This is a genomic window from Bradyrhizobium sp. I1.14.4 (assembly GCF_050435825.1).
Taxonomy (GTDB): Bacteria; Pseudomonadota; Alphaproteobacteria; order Rhizobiales; family Xanthobacteraceae; genus Bradyrhizobium.
In genome coordinates this window covers 12,649-27,606 of the sequence record NZ_JBNDLA010000015.1, presented here as the reverse complement: position 1 = coordinate 27,606, position 14,958 = coordinate 12,649, and the positions used below count along the sequence as shown (strand labels likewise).

The 14,958-nt window shown below is 65.1% G+C and carries 12 protein-coding genes and 1 pseudogene; 6 read left to right on the top strand and 7 right to left on the bottom strand.

The annotated features are described in order from the left end of the window. Window positions 1–272: 272 nt before the first annotated feature. From ABIB78_RS25890 to ABIB78_RS25865, 6 genes and pseudogenes are all read right to left on the bottom strand, one after another. Window positions 273–1,214: an ABC transporter substrate-binding protein gene (locus tag ABIB78_RS25890; RefSeq protein ID WP_429029423.1), complete on the bottom strand. Its 942-nt coding sequence runs from the start codon at window positions 1,212–1,214 to the stop codon at window positions 273–275. Beyond that, window positions 1,211–2,302 (bottom strand): LLM class flavin-dependent oxidoreductase, encoded by a 1,092-nt coding sequence (locus ABIB78_RS25885; protein WP_429029422.1) that lies wholly within the window; start codon window positions 2,300–2,302, stop codon window positions 1,211–1,213. The genes ABIB78_RS25890 and ABIB78_RS25885 overlap by 4 nt, the downstream gene beginning before the upstream one ends. Window positions 2,303–2,335: 33 nt before the next feature. After that, window positions 2,336–3,507 (bottom strand): annotated as a pseudogene (locus ABIB78_RS25880) (acyl-CoA dehydrogenase family protein). Beyond that, window positions 3,501–4,298, bottom strand: coding sequence for an ABC transporter ATP-binding protein (locus ABIB78_RS25875; protein ID WP_429029421.1), 798 nt, complete (start codon window positions 4,296–4,298; stop codon window positions 3,501–3,503). Before ABIB78_RS25875 ends, ABIB78_RS25880 begins: the two are co-directional and overlap by 7 nt. Continuing rightward, window positions 4,292–5,308, bottom strand: a complete 1,017-nt coding sequence (locus ABIB78_RS25870) for an ABC transporter permease (RefSeq protein ID WP_429029420.1) — start codon at window positions 5,306–5,308, stop codon at window positions 4,292–4,294. Before ABIB78_RS25870 ends, ABIB78_RS25875 begins: the two co-directional genes overlap by 7 nt. Next, window positions 5,286–6,383, bottom strand: a complete 1,098-nt coding sequence (locus ABIB78_RS25865; protein ID WP_429029419.1) for an ABC transporter substrate-binding protein — start codon at window positions 6,381–6,383, stop codon at window positions 5,286–5,288. The genes ABIB78_RS25870 and ABIB78_RS25865 overlap by 23 nt, the downstream gene beginning before the upstream one ends. 472 nt (window positions 6,384–6,855) lie before the next feature. Between ABIB78_RS25865 and ABIB78_RS25860 the strand changes: the two genes are divergently transcribed. Both ABIB78_RS25860 and ABIB78_RS25855 read left to right on the top strand, forming a co-directional pair. After that, the gene (locus ABIB78_RS25860) at window positions 6,856–7,842 is read left to right on the top strand and encodes an ABC transporter substrate-binding protein (RefSeq protein WP_429029418.1); all 987 of its coding nucleotides are present in this window, start codon (window positions 6,856–6,858) and stop codon (window positions 7,840–7,842) included. A gap of 326 nt (window positions 7,843–8,168) precedes the next feature. Further along, entirely contained in the window at window positions 8,169–8,948 is a 780-nt protein-coding gene (locus tag ABIB78_RS25855) for an SDR family oxidoreductase (protein ID WP_429029417.1), read from the top strand. 169 nt (window positions 8,949–9,117) lie between these two features. On the opposite strand, the gene ABIB78_RS25850 is transcribed toward ABIB78_RS25855, so the two are convergent. Beyond that, window positions 9,118–9,417, bottom strand: a complete 300-nt coding sequence (locus ABIB78_RS25850) for an HU family DNA-binding protein (RefSeq protein ID WP_021077434.1) — start codon at window positions 9,415–9,417, stop codon at window positions 9,118–9,120. Window positions 9,418–9,851: 434 nt separating this feature from the next. Between ABIB78_RS25850 and ABIB78_RS25845 the strand changes: the two genes are divergently transcribed. The 4 genes from ABIB78_RS25845 to ABIB78_RS25830 are packed head-to-tail and all read left to right on the top strand — an operon-like array spanning window position 9,852 to window position 14,922. After that, window positions 9,852–11,465, top strand: coding sequence for an ABC transporter substrate-binding protein (locus ABIB78_RS25845; RefSeq protein ID WP_429029416.1), 1,614 nt, complete (start codon window positions 9,852–9,854; stop codon window positions 11,463–11,465). Window positions 11,466–11,489: 24 nt separating this feature from the next. Next, on the top strand, window positions 11,490–12,467 hold the full coding sequence (locus ABIB78_RS25840) for an ABC transporter permease (protein WP_429029415.1): 978 nt from the start codon (window positions 11,490–11,492) through the stop codon (window positions 12,465–12,467). 2 nt (window positions 12,468–12,469) lie between these two features. After that, on the top strand, window positions 12,470–13,300 hold the full coding sequence (locus tag ABIB78_RS25835) for an ABC transporter permease (RefSeq protein WP_429029414.1): 831 nt from the start codon (window positions 12,470–12,472) through the stop codon (window positions 13,298–13,300). After that, window positions 13,297–14,922, top strand: coding sequence for an ABC transporter ATP-binding protein (locus tag ABIB78_RS25830; protein WP_429029413.1), 1,626 nt, complete (start codon window positions 13,297–13,299; stop codon window positions 14,920–14,922). The genes ABIB78_RS25835 and ABIB78_RS25830 overlap by 4 nt, the downstream gene beginning before the upstream one ends. Window positions 14,923–14,958: the final 36 nt, after the last annotated feature.

Sequence of the window (14,958 nt, the reverse complement as noted above, 5' to 3'; positions counted from 1 at the left end):
CTGCGGCGAAAATAGCAACGTTGCGGTTTTGGAATGCGCCAAACGGGGAAAATCCTTGCCGGTGGGCGCCCCGACGACGAACGGATGTTTCGGCGATCACGGATGCGTTAGCGGCGGGCCGCGTGCCTTCTCGTCGCCGCTTCACACGACTCGACATGCCCGGGCTTGTCCCGGGCATCCATGTCTTGGGCTTCAACGGTAAGAAAGACGTGGATGGCCGGGACAAGCCCGGCCATGACAGTGAGCGAGGTCCGTGTAGCCGAGTTCGCGAGTTACAGCCCGGCGCCCTTCTGCACGGCTCCGGCGAACGAGCGATCGACAATGTCGGCAGCGCTGATCTTCTGCCGGATCAGGCCCCAGCGGTCGTAGAGATCGATGGTCTTTTGCTCGTCGGCCACCACGCTGTCGTCGATCGGCGCGATGCGGATCTTGGCCCGCGTCAGCCAGTTCAGCGGCACCGCCGGCGGGATGTTCATCAATTTGCCCCAGGTCGCAGCGTAGCCCTCGACATTGTTCTGCGACCATGCGCGCGCGGCCGCGAGGCGACGCACGAAATCCTCGAGCTCGGCGCGCTTGTCCTTGATCGCGTCGGGCGTTGCGACCTGGAAGCCAAGGCCGGCCGTGATACCATCGGCCGTGATGATCCGGCGCGATTTGAACAGCACCTCCTCCTGGCTCACATAGGGCTCCCAGGTCGACCAGGCATCGACCGAGCCCTGCGTGTAGGCAACCTTCGCATCCGACGGTGCGAGGAACACGATCTGCACGTCGCTCGGCTGCCAGCCCTTCGATTCCAGCGCCGCCAGGATCAGCTGATGGCCGATCGAGCCGCGGCCGGTGGCGATCTTCTTGCCGCGCAGATCGTCGAAGCTCTTGATGGCGGAATGCTCCGGCACCACGATCGCAAGCCCCTCGCGCGACTGCCGCACGGCCGCGATCGCCTTGACCGGAATTTTGGCGGCGGCCGCGAACGTAAACGGCGCGTCGCCGACCAGACCGGTGTCGATCGCGCCTGCCCCAAGCGCCTCCAGCAGCGGCGCCGCCGCGGCGAATTCCTTCCATTCGATCTTGTACGGGACGTCCTTGAGCACGGCGGCCGCTTCCATCACGGCCTGCGAATTGCCCTTCTGGTCGCCGACGCGCAGCGTGGTCTGCGCGAAGGCTGCGTCGATGGCGGCGAGCGCAAGCGCCGCCGCAACGATGAGACGGATCATTCGGCGGCGATCCCGCGCTGCTGGTCGCGCGCTTCGATCAGCTTGCGCGTCAGCGGGATCAGCTCGCGGCCATAGTCGATGGCGTCGACCAGCGGATCGAAGCCGCGGATCAGGAAGTGGCTGACGCCGAGATCGTAGTAGTCAGCGAAAACCTCGGCAACCTGCTCGGGCGTACCGACCAGCGCCGTGGTGTTGCTGTTGGCGCCGGTGAGCTTTGCGATCTCGGTCCACAGCCGCTTGTCGATGCGCGTGCCCTGATCGGCGAGCGCCAGCAGCCGCTTGGCGCCATCGGTTGCGTGATTGGGCCGGCGATAGCCGGTCTGGTCCTGCAACGCGGTGGCGCGCTCGAGGATATCTTCCGCCTTTTTCCAGGCCTTCTCCTCGGTGTCGGCCAGGATCGGCCGCACCGACAGGCTGAAGCGCGGCGTCGGGCGCCCGTGCCTGGCCGCAGCGGCGCGCACCCGCGCGGTGACGTCGCGCACCTGCGCATAGGATTCACCCCACAGCGCAAAAGTATCCGCGTGCTTGCCCGCGACCTCGACCGCGGCGTCCGAGCCGCCGCCGACGAAGGTGTAGATGCCGCCCTTCTGCGGCTTCACCTGCGAGAAACCGTTCTCGACATTGTAATACTTGCCGCTGTAGTTGAACGGCTTCTCGCTGGTCCATTCCAGCCGCACCACGTCGAGGAATTCGCTGGTGCGCGCGTAACGCTCGTCCTTGTCGTCGAGCGTGTTGCCGTCCTGGCGCAGCTCGATCGCGTTGCCGCCGGTGATGACGTGCAGCGAGACGCGGCCGCCATAGAACTGATCCAGCGTCGCAAGCTGGCGCGCCAGCAGCGTCGGTGCGGTAAAGCCTGGCCGCTGCGCGATCATCACCTTGAGCTGCTTGGTGATGGTGAGGACGTGCTGCGCAACCTGCAATGCATCGGGCGTGGTCGAGTGGAACGCCAGCAGCGCCCGGTCGAAGCCGGCGAGCTCATGGGCCTTGGCGACGGTCTCGATATAGGGCGGATCGAGCACCGGGCCGGCGCGGACGATGATCTCGGAGGCATTATTGTTGGTGATGAAGCCGATGAACTCGACCGGCATGACTGATAACTCCGTTGTTGTTGGCTGTTGTTTTCAGACGCCCAGCACGGAACGTCCGGCGGAGACACGGGTGGCATCATCTTGCGGGGTATGGACGCGGCCGCACAGCACGTCGCGATAATGCCGCTCCAGCGGATTGGTTCGCGACAGGCCGTGATTGCTGGTCAGCGACAAGGCATCCTCCACCACTGCTGCGGCGTTATTGGTCACCGTCAGCTTGATGATGTTAGACTCGATCGCGGACAGCGGGAAGCCGTTATCGAAATCGGCGGCGAAGCTATCGATCAGGCGGGCGTTGACGGCAAGACGGGCCTCGATGCCGCCGACAACCTCCTGGATGCGCGGCAGCGTCGCCAGCGGCGCGCCGAGATTGGCGGGCACCCGCTCCTTCAGGAATTTGACCAGCCAGTCGCGGGCAGCGCGGGCAATGCCATCATAGATCGCGGCGACGAAGATCGCATGCACGGTCGCCTGGGTGACGTCAGGCACTTTCCAGTCGTCGGGCTTGCGGACGTCGATCTCGTAGTCCAGCGGAACCACGACGTCGTCGAAGATCACGTGTGGCTGCCGCTGGCGCGCAGGCCGAGATGATCCCAGGTCTCCTCGATCCGCGTTCCCGGCAGACCGGCGGGAACCAGAAACAATCCGACACGGCTCTCCGGCTCGTCGGTTTTCGCCCAGACCGAATACCATTTCAGGATCGGCGCGCCGGTCGAATAGATCTTGCGGCCGGTCAACCGCCAGCCGGTTTCGGTGCGACGTGCGGTTGTCGCCGGCAGGCCGCCGCGCGCGGGCGAGCCGAGCTCGGGCTCGACGCGCAACGCGTTGATCAGCGCCACGCCCTCGACCGTTTCCTTTGCGAGCTTGCGCGACAGCCGGGTGGGCCACCGCGTGCTGCGCGCCATCACCAGATGCTGGATGTAATGCATCGACAGCACCAGCGCGGTCGACGGGTCGGCCTTGCCGATGATGCCGAGCACGCGCGTGGCATCGCGCGCTCCCGCCCCGCCGCCGCCGAGCGCGGCGGGCACGGTCAGCGCCAGCAGGCCCTCGCGCGAAAGATCGGCGAAGTTCTCGAACGGAAAGCTGGCGTCGCGATCATGCGCGGGTGCACGCGCGGCAAATACCTCGGCGAGCCGTAACGCGCGCGCGATGTGCTCAGGCTCGTCCGCCCGCGGCAGCTCCCTCGCCGCGGTCGTCACCATGTCGCCTCCAGTCCAAGCAGGCCGAGGATCTGCTTGCGCAGCTCGGCGAGATAGGGATCGCCGCGATGCCGGGGATATGGCCGGGCGACGGCGATATCGGCCTTGATCCGCGCCGGACGATCGGACAGCACGATGACGCGGTTGGCGAGCACCAGCGCCTCCTCGACGTCATGGGTGACGAGCAGCGTGGTGAAGCCCTTGCGCTGCCACAGCGCCACGAGCTCGGACTGCATCGCAATCCGCGTCAGCGAGTCGAGCTTGCCGAGTGGCTCGTCGAGCACGAGAATCTTGGGATCGTTGACCAGCGCGCGCGCCAGCGCCACACGCTGCGCCATGCCGCCGGAGAGCTGGTGCGGATAGGCATTACGGAACGACGACAGGCCGACCAGCTCGATCACCGCATCGACCCGATGCCGCTGCGTCTTCAGGATGCCCTGCGCCTCCAGCCCGAGCGCGACATTGTCCCAGACCGAGCGCCAGGGAAACAGCGTCGGATCCTGGAACACGACGACGCGCGACGGATGCGGGCCACTGATGCGGACCTCATCCTCGCGCAGCGCGCCGGTGCGCGGCTTCTCCAGCCCCGCGACCAGCCGCAGCAGGGTCGACTTGCCGCAGCCGGACGGGCCGAGCAATGCGACGAACTCGCCCGGCGCGATCGCAAGGTTCACATTGTCGAGCACCGGCAGCACAGCGCCGTCGATATCAAAGGCGTGGCTGACGCCTTCGATGTCGAGCTCGGCGCCGGCGGCGGGATAGGTGATCGCCTCGGCGGCGGATTGCACTACCATTTGACGACACCCTTCTGCCAGACCAGCACGCGGTCGCGGGTGCGGAACAGCAGCGTGATCGCGCCGGAGCAGAGCAGCGACATCACGATCAGCGCCGCATACATGTTGGCATAGGCCGCCCAGCCCTGCGCCCATTGCAGGTACCAGCCGAGCCCGGCCTTGACCCCGATCATCTCGGCAACCACGAGCACGGCAAAGGACGAACCGAGCCCCATGAACAGGCCGACGAACACGTGCGGCAGCGCGGCGGGGATCGCGACCTTCAGCACCAGGAACGACGGCTTGGCGCCAAGCGTACGCGCGACGTCGTAATAGGCGGTGCTGACGCTCGCCACCCCCGACCAGGTCAAGACGGTCACCGGGAAGCCGGTGGCGAGCGCGATCAGGAAGGTCGAGGCGCTCCAGCTCGAGGGGAAGGTGAAGAAGGCGATCGGCAGCCAGGCGGTGGCCGGCAGCGGGCCGATGAAGCGCAGCACCGGATGCACCCAGTAGCCGATCTTCTGCGACCAGCCGATCGAGACGCCCGTGATGAAGCCGACAGTCGCGCCGATGATGTAGCCGCCAAGCTGCAGCTTGATCGAGGCGAACACACTGTCAAGCAGCTTTGGCAGATCGTCGGTATAGACCTCGAGGATCGACTGCGGCGGCGGAAAGAACGGCAGCGGCAGCCAGGCGAATTTCGCGGTGGCGACCTCCCACAGCGTCACGAACGCGCCGAACGCCACCAGCCACGGCGCGCGCTTGCGCAACGCCTGGCCTGCGCTTCCAAGATAATCGGCGCTGAACGTGCCGAACAGGATAAAGGCCGCGATGACGATCGCGCCGATGCCCAGCGATTCCGTCCGCGACCAATCGCCGACATCGGGCCAATAAAGGCACGACACTCCGAACGCGAGCCAGGCGAGGCTCGCCGCAAGCCCCACACCGTAGCTGCCGGAGAGGTTCGAGAACGTGACCGCGGCGCGCGGCGCGGCCGCGGCCGTCGTATCAGACACTGAATACGTCGACATAGATCCGCTCCGCGAATTTGGCCGTGTCGGTGCTCTGCTTGAACACCTGCACCGATTTCAGGTCGTCGGCGTAGCCCTTGAGCTCGCGCTTGAGCACCTCGCCGGTGGGGTGGTGATGATGGGTATGGTAGCGCGCCATCGCCTCGAGATCGGCGAGGCTCGCCGCCTTCGGCGCATAGGGCTGGAACGACTTTGCCGCCTTGTCGGGATTCTGCGAGGTGAACATCGCGGCGTCGAGCAGTGCTTGCGTGATGGCGCGCGCGACATGCGGCTCTTCCCGCACCAGGCTGCCGCGCAGGCCGACGATGCAGCAACTCTTGTCGCGATATTCGCCGTCGAGGTTGGAGGCGACCTCCTTGTACTGCGCATCCTTCAGCCAGAGATAGGCCAGCGGATCCGACGACAGGAAGGCCTGGACCTCGCCCTTCTCGACCGCGACATTGAGCAGGTTGCCGGGATAGGCGCGCCAGTCGACGTCCTTGACCGGGTCGATGCCGAGCTTGGAGAGCTGGATCGAGAAGAAGTTCTTGTCCGGCCCGCCGAGATCGCCGACCGCGACGATCTTGCCCTTGAGGTCGGCGAGCTTGTCGACGCCGGAATTGGTGCGTGTCAAGACGCGCATGCAGCCGCCATGGGTGCCGGCGGCGATCTTGACGTCAAAGCCCTGCTCGAGCGGCTTCAGCCAGCGCAGCGCCATGCCGAGCCCGGCGTCGCTCTTGCCGGTGGCGATCGCCTCCAACAGCTGGTCGGTCGAACCGGAATAGTTGACGAGCTCGACGTCGAGGTTCTGCTTCTGGAAGAAGCCGTGGTCGATCGCGACCGGCAACGGCGCAAGGCAGACCGCGCCGGCGTTCCAGGACAATTTCAGCTTGCGCGGCGCCCCCGTGAGCGGCGGCGCATCGGAGGCGGCCTTGCAGATCGGAAAGTCGGAGAAGTCGATCGCCGGCGTGATCGGGCGCGGCGCGAAGGCTTGCGCGCTATAGGCGCCGATCGGTGCGGCAAAGGCCGCGGCTGCGCCCGCACGCAGCAAAGTGCGGCGATCCATCACCGTCTTCTTGTAGTCCGTCGACATCATCACTCCTGCATTTCGGCGAGGCTCCGCCCCGCGCGCAAAACGTGTCCGTCTGCGCGCCTCGTCGTTCGAAGCTCATGGTTCAGAAAAAAGCGGATTTCTCCGGCGCTATTGCACTCAAAGCAACGCGCAAATGATGCGGCGCGACAAGTTCATCGTCAATGAAATGGAATTTCGAATGTGGTCGGCGCCGCAGCTGATCTCTCCACGATCGCAGCGCGCGACGATGAAAGGATTTTCGCTGTCGTCGCGGCGCAGACGTGCGACGCAGGGGCATTGATTGCACCAAATTTGAGCGAATGAGGGCAGCTTGCGCGATGTCTTCTACGCATGACGGCTCGGCGAGATCATCCTTGCTGCGCGCGGGCTGATTTCAGTTTTCCGTTTCGTTGACGGCGAACGGCTTACTCATAGACTTGATCGAACGCTGTCGCGCTTCCCGACGCGCAGCGCATGAATCAGAAAGAAAATTCATATGCGAAAACTGGCCCGCTCGGGTTCTCCCTATACTCTCACACGCCGCACGGCGGCCGCGCTGATCACGGCGGTGATCGCGCTGTCGACATCGGCCGCGGCTTTCGCGACGGATGCGATCGTGCTGCGGGTCGGCGACCAGAAGGGCGGCAACCGCTCGCTGCTCGAGATTTCCGGTCTCGCCAAGGATCTGCCGTACAAGATCGAATGGTCGGAATTTCCGGCCGCAGCGCCGATCCTGGAAGCGATCAATGCCGGCGCGCTCGACGTCGGCTACACCGGCGACCTGTCTTTCCTCACGGTCTATGGAGCGGGCGCGCCGATCAAGGCGATCGGCGGCACGCGCTCCGACGCACGGACCCAGACGATTCTAGTGCGCGGGGATTCGCCGATCAAGACGGCGGCCGATCTGAAGGGCAAGCGCCTTGCCGGCACGCGGGGCGGCTGGGGCCAGTTTCTGATCAATGCGACGCTGGAGAAGGCCGGCAGCAGGATCGAGGACGCGACCTTCGCCCCGCTCGGTCCGGTCGACGCCAAGATCGCGCTGCTCGCCGGCTCGATCGACGCCTGGGCGGTGTGGGAGCCTTACGTCTCCTATGCCAAGCTGAAGGACAACGCGCGCGTCGTCGCCGACGGCGAGGGCCTGACGCCGACCATCACCTTCATCGTTGCCTCCGACAACGCGATCGCGACCAAGCGCGCGGCGGTGCAAGACCTCGTGCAGCGGCTGAACAAGGCGCGGCTGTGGTCGCTCGACCATCTCGCCGAATACGCGAAGAACACGGCCGAACTGACAAAACTGCCGGAGGACGTGCTGCTCGCCGCGTACACCGCGCAGAAGACGACCCCGATCGCGATCGACGAGGCCGTGGTGAAGGAAGTGCAGGCCGCATCCGACCGCGCCACGCGCTACGGCATCCTCGGCAAGACGCTGGATGTCGGCAAGGCCGTCGACCGCAGTTTTACCGCTAGTGCGAGCTTGAACTAGGCCGCGCCTGATCTCGCGCTGTTACCTCACCTCCCCTTGAAAAGGGGAGGTGAAGTTGCAGAGCAAACCGGGTGGGATCCTGCCTCCGCGAACGCCCGCGTCCGCGGAGAGCAACCCCCACCCCGCCCTCCCCCTTTCAGGGGTAGGGAGCCAAGCGGCGGTGCTCACCTCACGGAGTGCCTGCCGCGCATCACAATGGAGATATCCGATGTCCGGCCCGCTCCATCTCGCGATAATTGTCACGGCACACCTGCTCTGCATGACCTTGTTGGTCGCGCTGTCGGTTTGATAGCGTTCTCTCCGGGCCAGCCCCAGGGAGAACAACAATGAACCTATCAATGAAGGACCGCGTCGCGGTGGTCACCGGCGGCAGCAAGGGCATCGGGATCGCGGTGGCGCGGCGGTTTGCCGAATCCGGCGCCAGGGTCGCGATCCTCGCCCGCGGCGCCGCCGACCTCGCAGCGGCGCGCGAGGCGCTCGCCAAGGATGGCCTCGTGGTGCGCGATTATGTCTGCGACGTCGCGAAGGCCGCCGATATCAGCAAGGCCCACGACCAGATCATCGCCGATGTCGGCAAGATCGACGTGCTGGTCAACAACGCGGGCACGGCGCGCACGCTGGCCTTCGAGAGCATCAGCGACGAGGCCTGGCAGGAGGACCTCGACCTGAAGCTGTTCGCCGCGATCCGCTTCAGCCGGCTGGTATGGCCGGGCATGAAGCAGCGCAAATGGGGCCGCATCATCAACGTGCTCAACACCTTTGCCAAGGCGCCGGCCGGCAATTCGGCGCCGACCTCGGTGTCGCGCGCCGCCGGCATGGCGCTGACCAAGGTCATGGCCAATGAAGGCGGCGAGCACAACATCCTGGTGAATGCGCTGCTGGTCGGCCTGATCATGAGCGATCAATGGGTCAAGCGGCACGCTTCTCAGGCGCCGAACACCGATTTCGCGGAATTCGCCAAGGGCCTTGCCAAGGGCACTCCGCTCGGCCGCATCGGTACGGCGGAGGAGTTCGCCAACCTCGCCTGCTTCCTGGCATCGGAGCAAGGCTCCTACGTCACCGGTACCGCCATCAATGTCGATGGTGGCCGATCGCCGGTGGTCTAGAACTCCGGTCCTGGTTCAATCAGAACCGGAGCTCTGGACTGTTGCTTTGGCGCGTTTCCGCATGCGAGCCGGTGTCCATTTCGCTCGAACACTCTCGCGGGCAGGCAACCTACTGCGGCAGGCTAACGGCTCAAAAGCAAAAGGCCTCCGTTACCGGAGGCCTCTCATCTCAAACCGCGTCCTTGGCGGCCTTGACCGGCCGTGCGCGGACGATCTTCCGGGCCGGCTTGGCCTTGAACATCATCTCTTCGCCGGTGAAGGGGTTGGTGCCCTTGCGCGCCTTGGTCGCAGGCTTCTTGACCACAACGAACTTCGCGAAGCCGGGGACGAGGAACACCCCGGCCTTCTTCAGCTCCTTGTGGCCGACATCGACGAGCGAGTCCAAAACGTTCTTGACGTCGCGCTTGGAGAGTTCGGTGGTGGTCGCGATCTTCTCGATCACTTGCGACTTCGACAGTTGGGTAGCCATGGTTGCTCCATTGATTCTGGAGTGGGCACGATATGGCGGAAAACGCCGAGAAAAACAGTGTTTTCTGTACTCCCCACAGCAATATCGCTGTGGACAGCCTCCGAATCAGGGATTTTTCCAGTGTTTTTTCAAGTCAAGTCGCTTCCGACCCCTAAAATTACAGGGTTTGTGCGGCTTCGGGGCTCCCGAAACGCCCCCTCGAGAGAATCACCTGACGCATCTCGCACCGCCGGCGTGCGACAAGACTGCTCACAATTCGGGTTGCGAAGCGCTGCGGCGCGCCACTTCAGGTTTCGGAAACGATCCTCCAAAAGGCCGAGGCATTAGAAAATGACTTGGGTTCCCATTCCAAGGTAACATCGGTACAGCACCGCCACGGCCGATCGGCCGGCCGCCCGATGCAAGCCTTTATGTAAGTTCTGGAGACCCCGCGTATGGATTTGAGCCGCCTCGAGATCAACCGCCGCACGGCCCTTCTGACCTCGGCCGCCATTGCGGCCAACGTCATCAATCCGATGCGGGCATTCGCGCAGGAAACCCCGCGCAAGGGCGGCGTATTCAACGTCCATTACGGCGCCGAGCAGCGCCAGCTCAACCCCAGCATCCAGGCCTCGACCGGCGTCTATATCATCGGCGGCAAGATCCAGGAGAATCTGGTCGACCTCGACGCCAGCGGCCAGCCGATCGGCGTGCTCGCCGAGAGCTGGGAGGCGACGCCGGACGGCAAGACCGTCACCTTCAAGCTGCGCAAGGGCGTCACCTGGCATGACGGCAAGCCGTTCACGTCGGAGGACGTCGCCTTCACCGCGATGAATATGTGGAAGAATATCCTCAACTACGGATCGACGCTGCAGCTCTTCCTCACAGCGGTCGATACGCCCGATCCGCAGACCGCGATCTTCCGCTACGAGCGGCCGATGCCGCTGAACCTCCTGCTCCGCGCCCTGCCCGACCTCGGCTACGTCTCCGCCAAGCATCTCTATGAGAGCGGCGACATCAGGCAGAACCCGACCAATCTGGCGCCGGTCGGCACCGGCCCGTTCAAGTTCGTCAAATATGAGCGCGGGCAATACATCATCGCCGACCGCAACCCGGACTACTGGCGGCCGAACGCGCCCTATCTCGACCGCATCGTCTGGAAGGTGATCACCGACCGCGCCGCCGCGGCCGCGCAGATGGAAGCCGGCGAGCTGCACTACAGCCCGTTCTCTGGGCTGACGATCTCGGACATGGCGCGGCTCGGCAAGGACAAGCGCTTCATCGTCTCGACCAAGGGCAATGAGGGCAACGCCCGCACCAACACCATCGAGTTCAACTTCCGCCGCAAGGAATTGTCCGACATCCGCGTTCGCCGCGCCATCGCGCATGCGATCAACGTGCCGTTCTTCATCGATAATTTCCTCGGCGATTTCGCCAAGCTCGGCACCGGCCCGATCCCCTCGACCTCGACCGACTTCTATCCCGGGCCGAACACGCCGCAATACGCCTACGACAAGGCCAAGGCGATCGCGCTGCTCGACGAGGCCGGCTTCAAGGCCGCCGGCGGCAACCGCTTCTCGCTAAAGCTGCTGCCGGCGCCGTGGGGCGAGGACATCTCGCTGTGGTCGACCTTCATCCAGCAGTCGCTGGGAGAAGTCGGCATCCAGGTCGACATCGTGCGCAACGACGGCGGCGGCTTCCTCAAGCAGGTCTATGACGAGCACGCTTTCGATCTCGCGACCGGCTGGCACCAGTATCGCAACGACCCCGCGGTCTCGACCACGGTGTGGTACCGCTCCGGCCAGCCCAAGGGCGCGCCGTGGACCAACCAGTGGGGCTGGGAGGACAAGACCGTCGACAAGACCATCGACGATGCCGCGACCGAAGTCGATCCGGCCAAGCGCAAGGCGCTCTATGCCGACTTCGTCAAGGAGGTGAACACGGAGCTGCCGGTCTGGATGCCGATCGAGCAGATCTTCGTCACTGTGATCACGGCAAAAGCGCGCAACCACTCCAACACCCCGCGCTGGGGCTCGGCGAGCTGGCACGATCTTTGGCTTTCGGCCTGACCCTTTATCCGTCAAGATAAAGGCATGCGTATCCTGAGCCTTGCGGGGCAGCGGCTCGCCGCCTCGATCCCGACCCTGTTCCTGATCCTGATCGGCGTGTTCCTGCTGTTGCAGCTCGCACCGGGCGACACCGTCGATGCGCTGATGGCGCAGATGGGCGGCGGCGATGCCGCGACTGCGCAAGAGCTGCGCAAGTTCTACGGGCTCGACCTGTCGGTTCCGGCCCAGCTCGCCAACTATCTGTGGCACCTGGTGCGGCTCGATCTCGGATTCTCCTCGATCTACGGCAAGCCGGTGGCGACCGTGATCCTGGAACGGCTGCCGCCGACCATCCTCCTGATGACCGCGTCGCTGTCGTTCGCGTTCTTCTTCGGCCTGGTGTTCGGCGTGATCGCCGCGCGCGGCGTCAACCGCTGGCCGGATACGATGATCTCGACCCTCGGCCTGATCTTCTACGCCACTCCCTCGTTCTGGTTCGGGCTGATGGCGATCGTGGTGTTCTCGGTCTATCTGCAATGGCTGCCGCCGGGCGGCTTCGAGGACATCGGCACGGTGCAGACCGGGATCTGGCGCGTGCTCGATATCGCAGCCCATCTGGTGCTGCCGACACTGACGCTCGGGCTGATCTTCCTTGCGATCTATTTGCGCATCATGCGCGCCTCGATGCTGGAGGTCTTGAACCTCGATTTCGTTCGCACCGCCCGCGCCAAGGGGCTGGACGAGACCCATGTCGTCACCCGCCACGTGCTGCGCAACGCGCTGCTGCCGATGGTGACGTTGATCGGATTGCAGGCCGGCTCCATGCTCGGCGGCTCGGTCGTGGTCGAGAGCGTGTTCTCGCTGCCCGGCCTCGGCCGCCTCGCCTACGAATCCGTGGTGCAGCGCGACCTCAACACCCTGCTCGGTATCGTGTTCGTGTCCGCGCTCCTTGTGATTCTCGTGAACTTCGTGGTCGACCTGCTCTACGCGCGGCTCGACCCGCGCATCGCGGCGGAGGGCTGACGATGGACGCGGTGAAACGCTACTTCCGCAGCCCGGCCGCCGTGATCGGCCTGATCCTGCTGCTGCTCGTGATCGCGATGGCTGTTAGCGCCGGCTTCCTGTATCCGCGCGATCCGCTCGCGCTGGCGGGCCGTCCGCTGATCTGGCCGTTCTCCAATCCGCGCTTTTTGCTCGGCACCGACAATTCCGGACGCGACATCGCCGCCCAGATTTTCTACGGCGCGCGGATTTCGCTCTTGATCGGCGGGGTCGCCACCGTGATCGCGATCCTGATCGGCATTCTGGTCGGCGCCTTTGCAGGCTTCTACGGCGGCTGGATCGACAATGTCTTGATGCGGGTCACCGAAGCGTTCCAGACGCTGCCGAACTTCGTGCTGCTGCTGGTGCTCGTTGCGGTGTTCGGCTCGACCCTGACCACGGTGACCATCGCGGTCGGCGTGGTATCGTGGCCGGCGCCTGCGCGGCTGACCCGCGCCGAGTTCCTGTCGCTGCGCAGCCGTGAATTCGTGCAGGCCGGCAGGACGCTCGGCATGAAGGACGTCCAGCTGATCCTCGGCGAGATCCTGCCTAACGCGCTGCCGCCGGTCATCGTCTATGCCAGCGTGGTGATGGCGGTCGCGATCCTGCTGGAAAGCGCGCTCGCCTTCCTGAGGCTGTCCGATCCCAACGTCGCCTCCTGGGGCAACCTGATCGGGCTCGGCCGCGACGTGCTCCGGGTGCAGTGGTACGTCTCGGCGATCCCCGGCATTGCGATCCTGGTCACCGTGCTTGCGGTGTCGCTGGTCGGCCAGGGCCTCAACGATGCGCTCAATCCAAGGCTGAAGCGCCGATGAGCGAGACCGTGCTTTCGCTCGACGGGCTGACGGTGCGCCTGCCCAAAGGCGCCGACCGGCCGCATGCGCTGTCCGACGTTTCCCTGTCGATCGCCTCCAACGAGATCCTCTGCGTGGTCGGCGAGTCCGGCTCCGGCAAATCGATGATGGCGAACGCCATCATGCGGCTGCTGCCGAACGAGGTTGCCATCGAACATGGCCGGATAATGTTCGACGGCCGCGACCTCTGCGCCGCCGATGCTGCCGCGATGCGCGAGGTGCGCGGCGCTGGGATCGCGATGATCTTCCAGGAGCCGATGACGGCGCTCAATCCGCTGCGCAGCATCGGCGACCAGATCGGCGAGATGTTCTCGATCCACACCGGTCTGTCGAAGGCCGCGATCAATGCGCGCGTTCTGGCGTTGCTCGAGGACGTGCGCATCCCCGATCCAAAGGCTGCTGCAAAGGCCTATCCGCACGAGCTCTCGGGGGGCCAGCGCCAGCGCGCCATGATCGCGATGGCGCTGGCGCTCGACCCGAAGCTCCTGATCGCCGACGAGCCGACCACCGCGCTCGACGTCACGACGCAGGCGCAGATCCTGAAGCTGATCCGCGATCTGCAGCAGCGCAAGAAGACCGCGGTGCTGTTCATCACCCATGATTTCGGCGTGGTCGCCGAGATCGCCGACCGCGTCGTGGTGATGCAACACGGCGTGATCGTCGAGCAGGGCTCGACCGATGAGGTTCTGCACGACCCGCAGCATGCCTATACGAAGCAGCTGATATCGGCCGTTCCGCCGCTGAACGCGCCGCCGCCGCGCATTCTCTCCAGCAAGGACATTCTCACCATCGACGGCGTCTCAAAAACCTACCGCACCGGCGGCTTCCTCGGCCGTGGCACGCGAGTGACGGAGGCAGTCAAGAACGTGTCGCTGCGCCTGCCGCGCGGCGCGACGCTCGGCATCGTCGGCGAGTCCGGTTCGGGCAAGTCGACGCTTGCGCGCTGCATCGTGCGGCTGATCGATCCCGACACCGGGTCGATCGTGCTCAATGGCAAGGACTGGGCCAGGCTCGACCGCGGCGAGATCAGACGCGAGACCCGCCACATCCAGATGGTATTCCAGGATCCGTTCGCCTCGCTCAACCCGCGCCGCAAGGCGGCCGAGCTGGTGGCGCAGGGACCGATCGTGCACGGCGCCGATCGCACCACCGCGATCGCCGAAGCGCGAAAGCTGTTCGAACTGGTCGGCCTCGACCCCTCCGCCGGCGATCGCTTCCCGCACGAATTCTCCGGCGGCCAACGGCAGCGCATTGGCCTCGCGCGTGCGCTGGCGCTGAAGCCGGATGTGCTTGTGGCCGATGAACCGGTCTCCGCGCTCGACGTCTCGGTGCAGGCGCAGGTGCTGAAGCTGCTCGCCGGGCTGCGGCAGCAGCTCGGCCTCTCCATCATCTTCATCACCCACGATCTGCGCGTCGCCGCCCAGATCTGCGATCTCGTCGCGGTGATGAAGGACGGCGCCGTGGTCGAGCAAGGGCTGACCACGGATGTGTTCGGCAAGCCGCAGCATCCCTATACGCAGGCGCTGCTGTCAGCGATCCCCGGCGGAGATTTCGCGCGAAAGCGCGATGCCTTGATTGCCTGATCAAGCCGTCGCGCGCGGGCGCGACATTGGGCAACA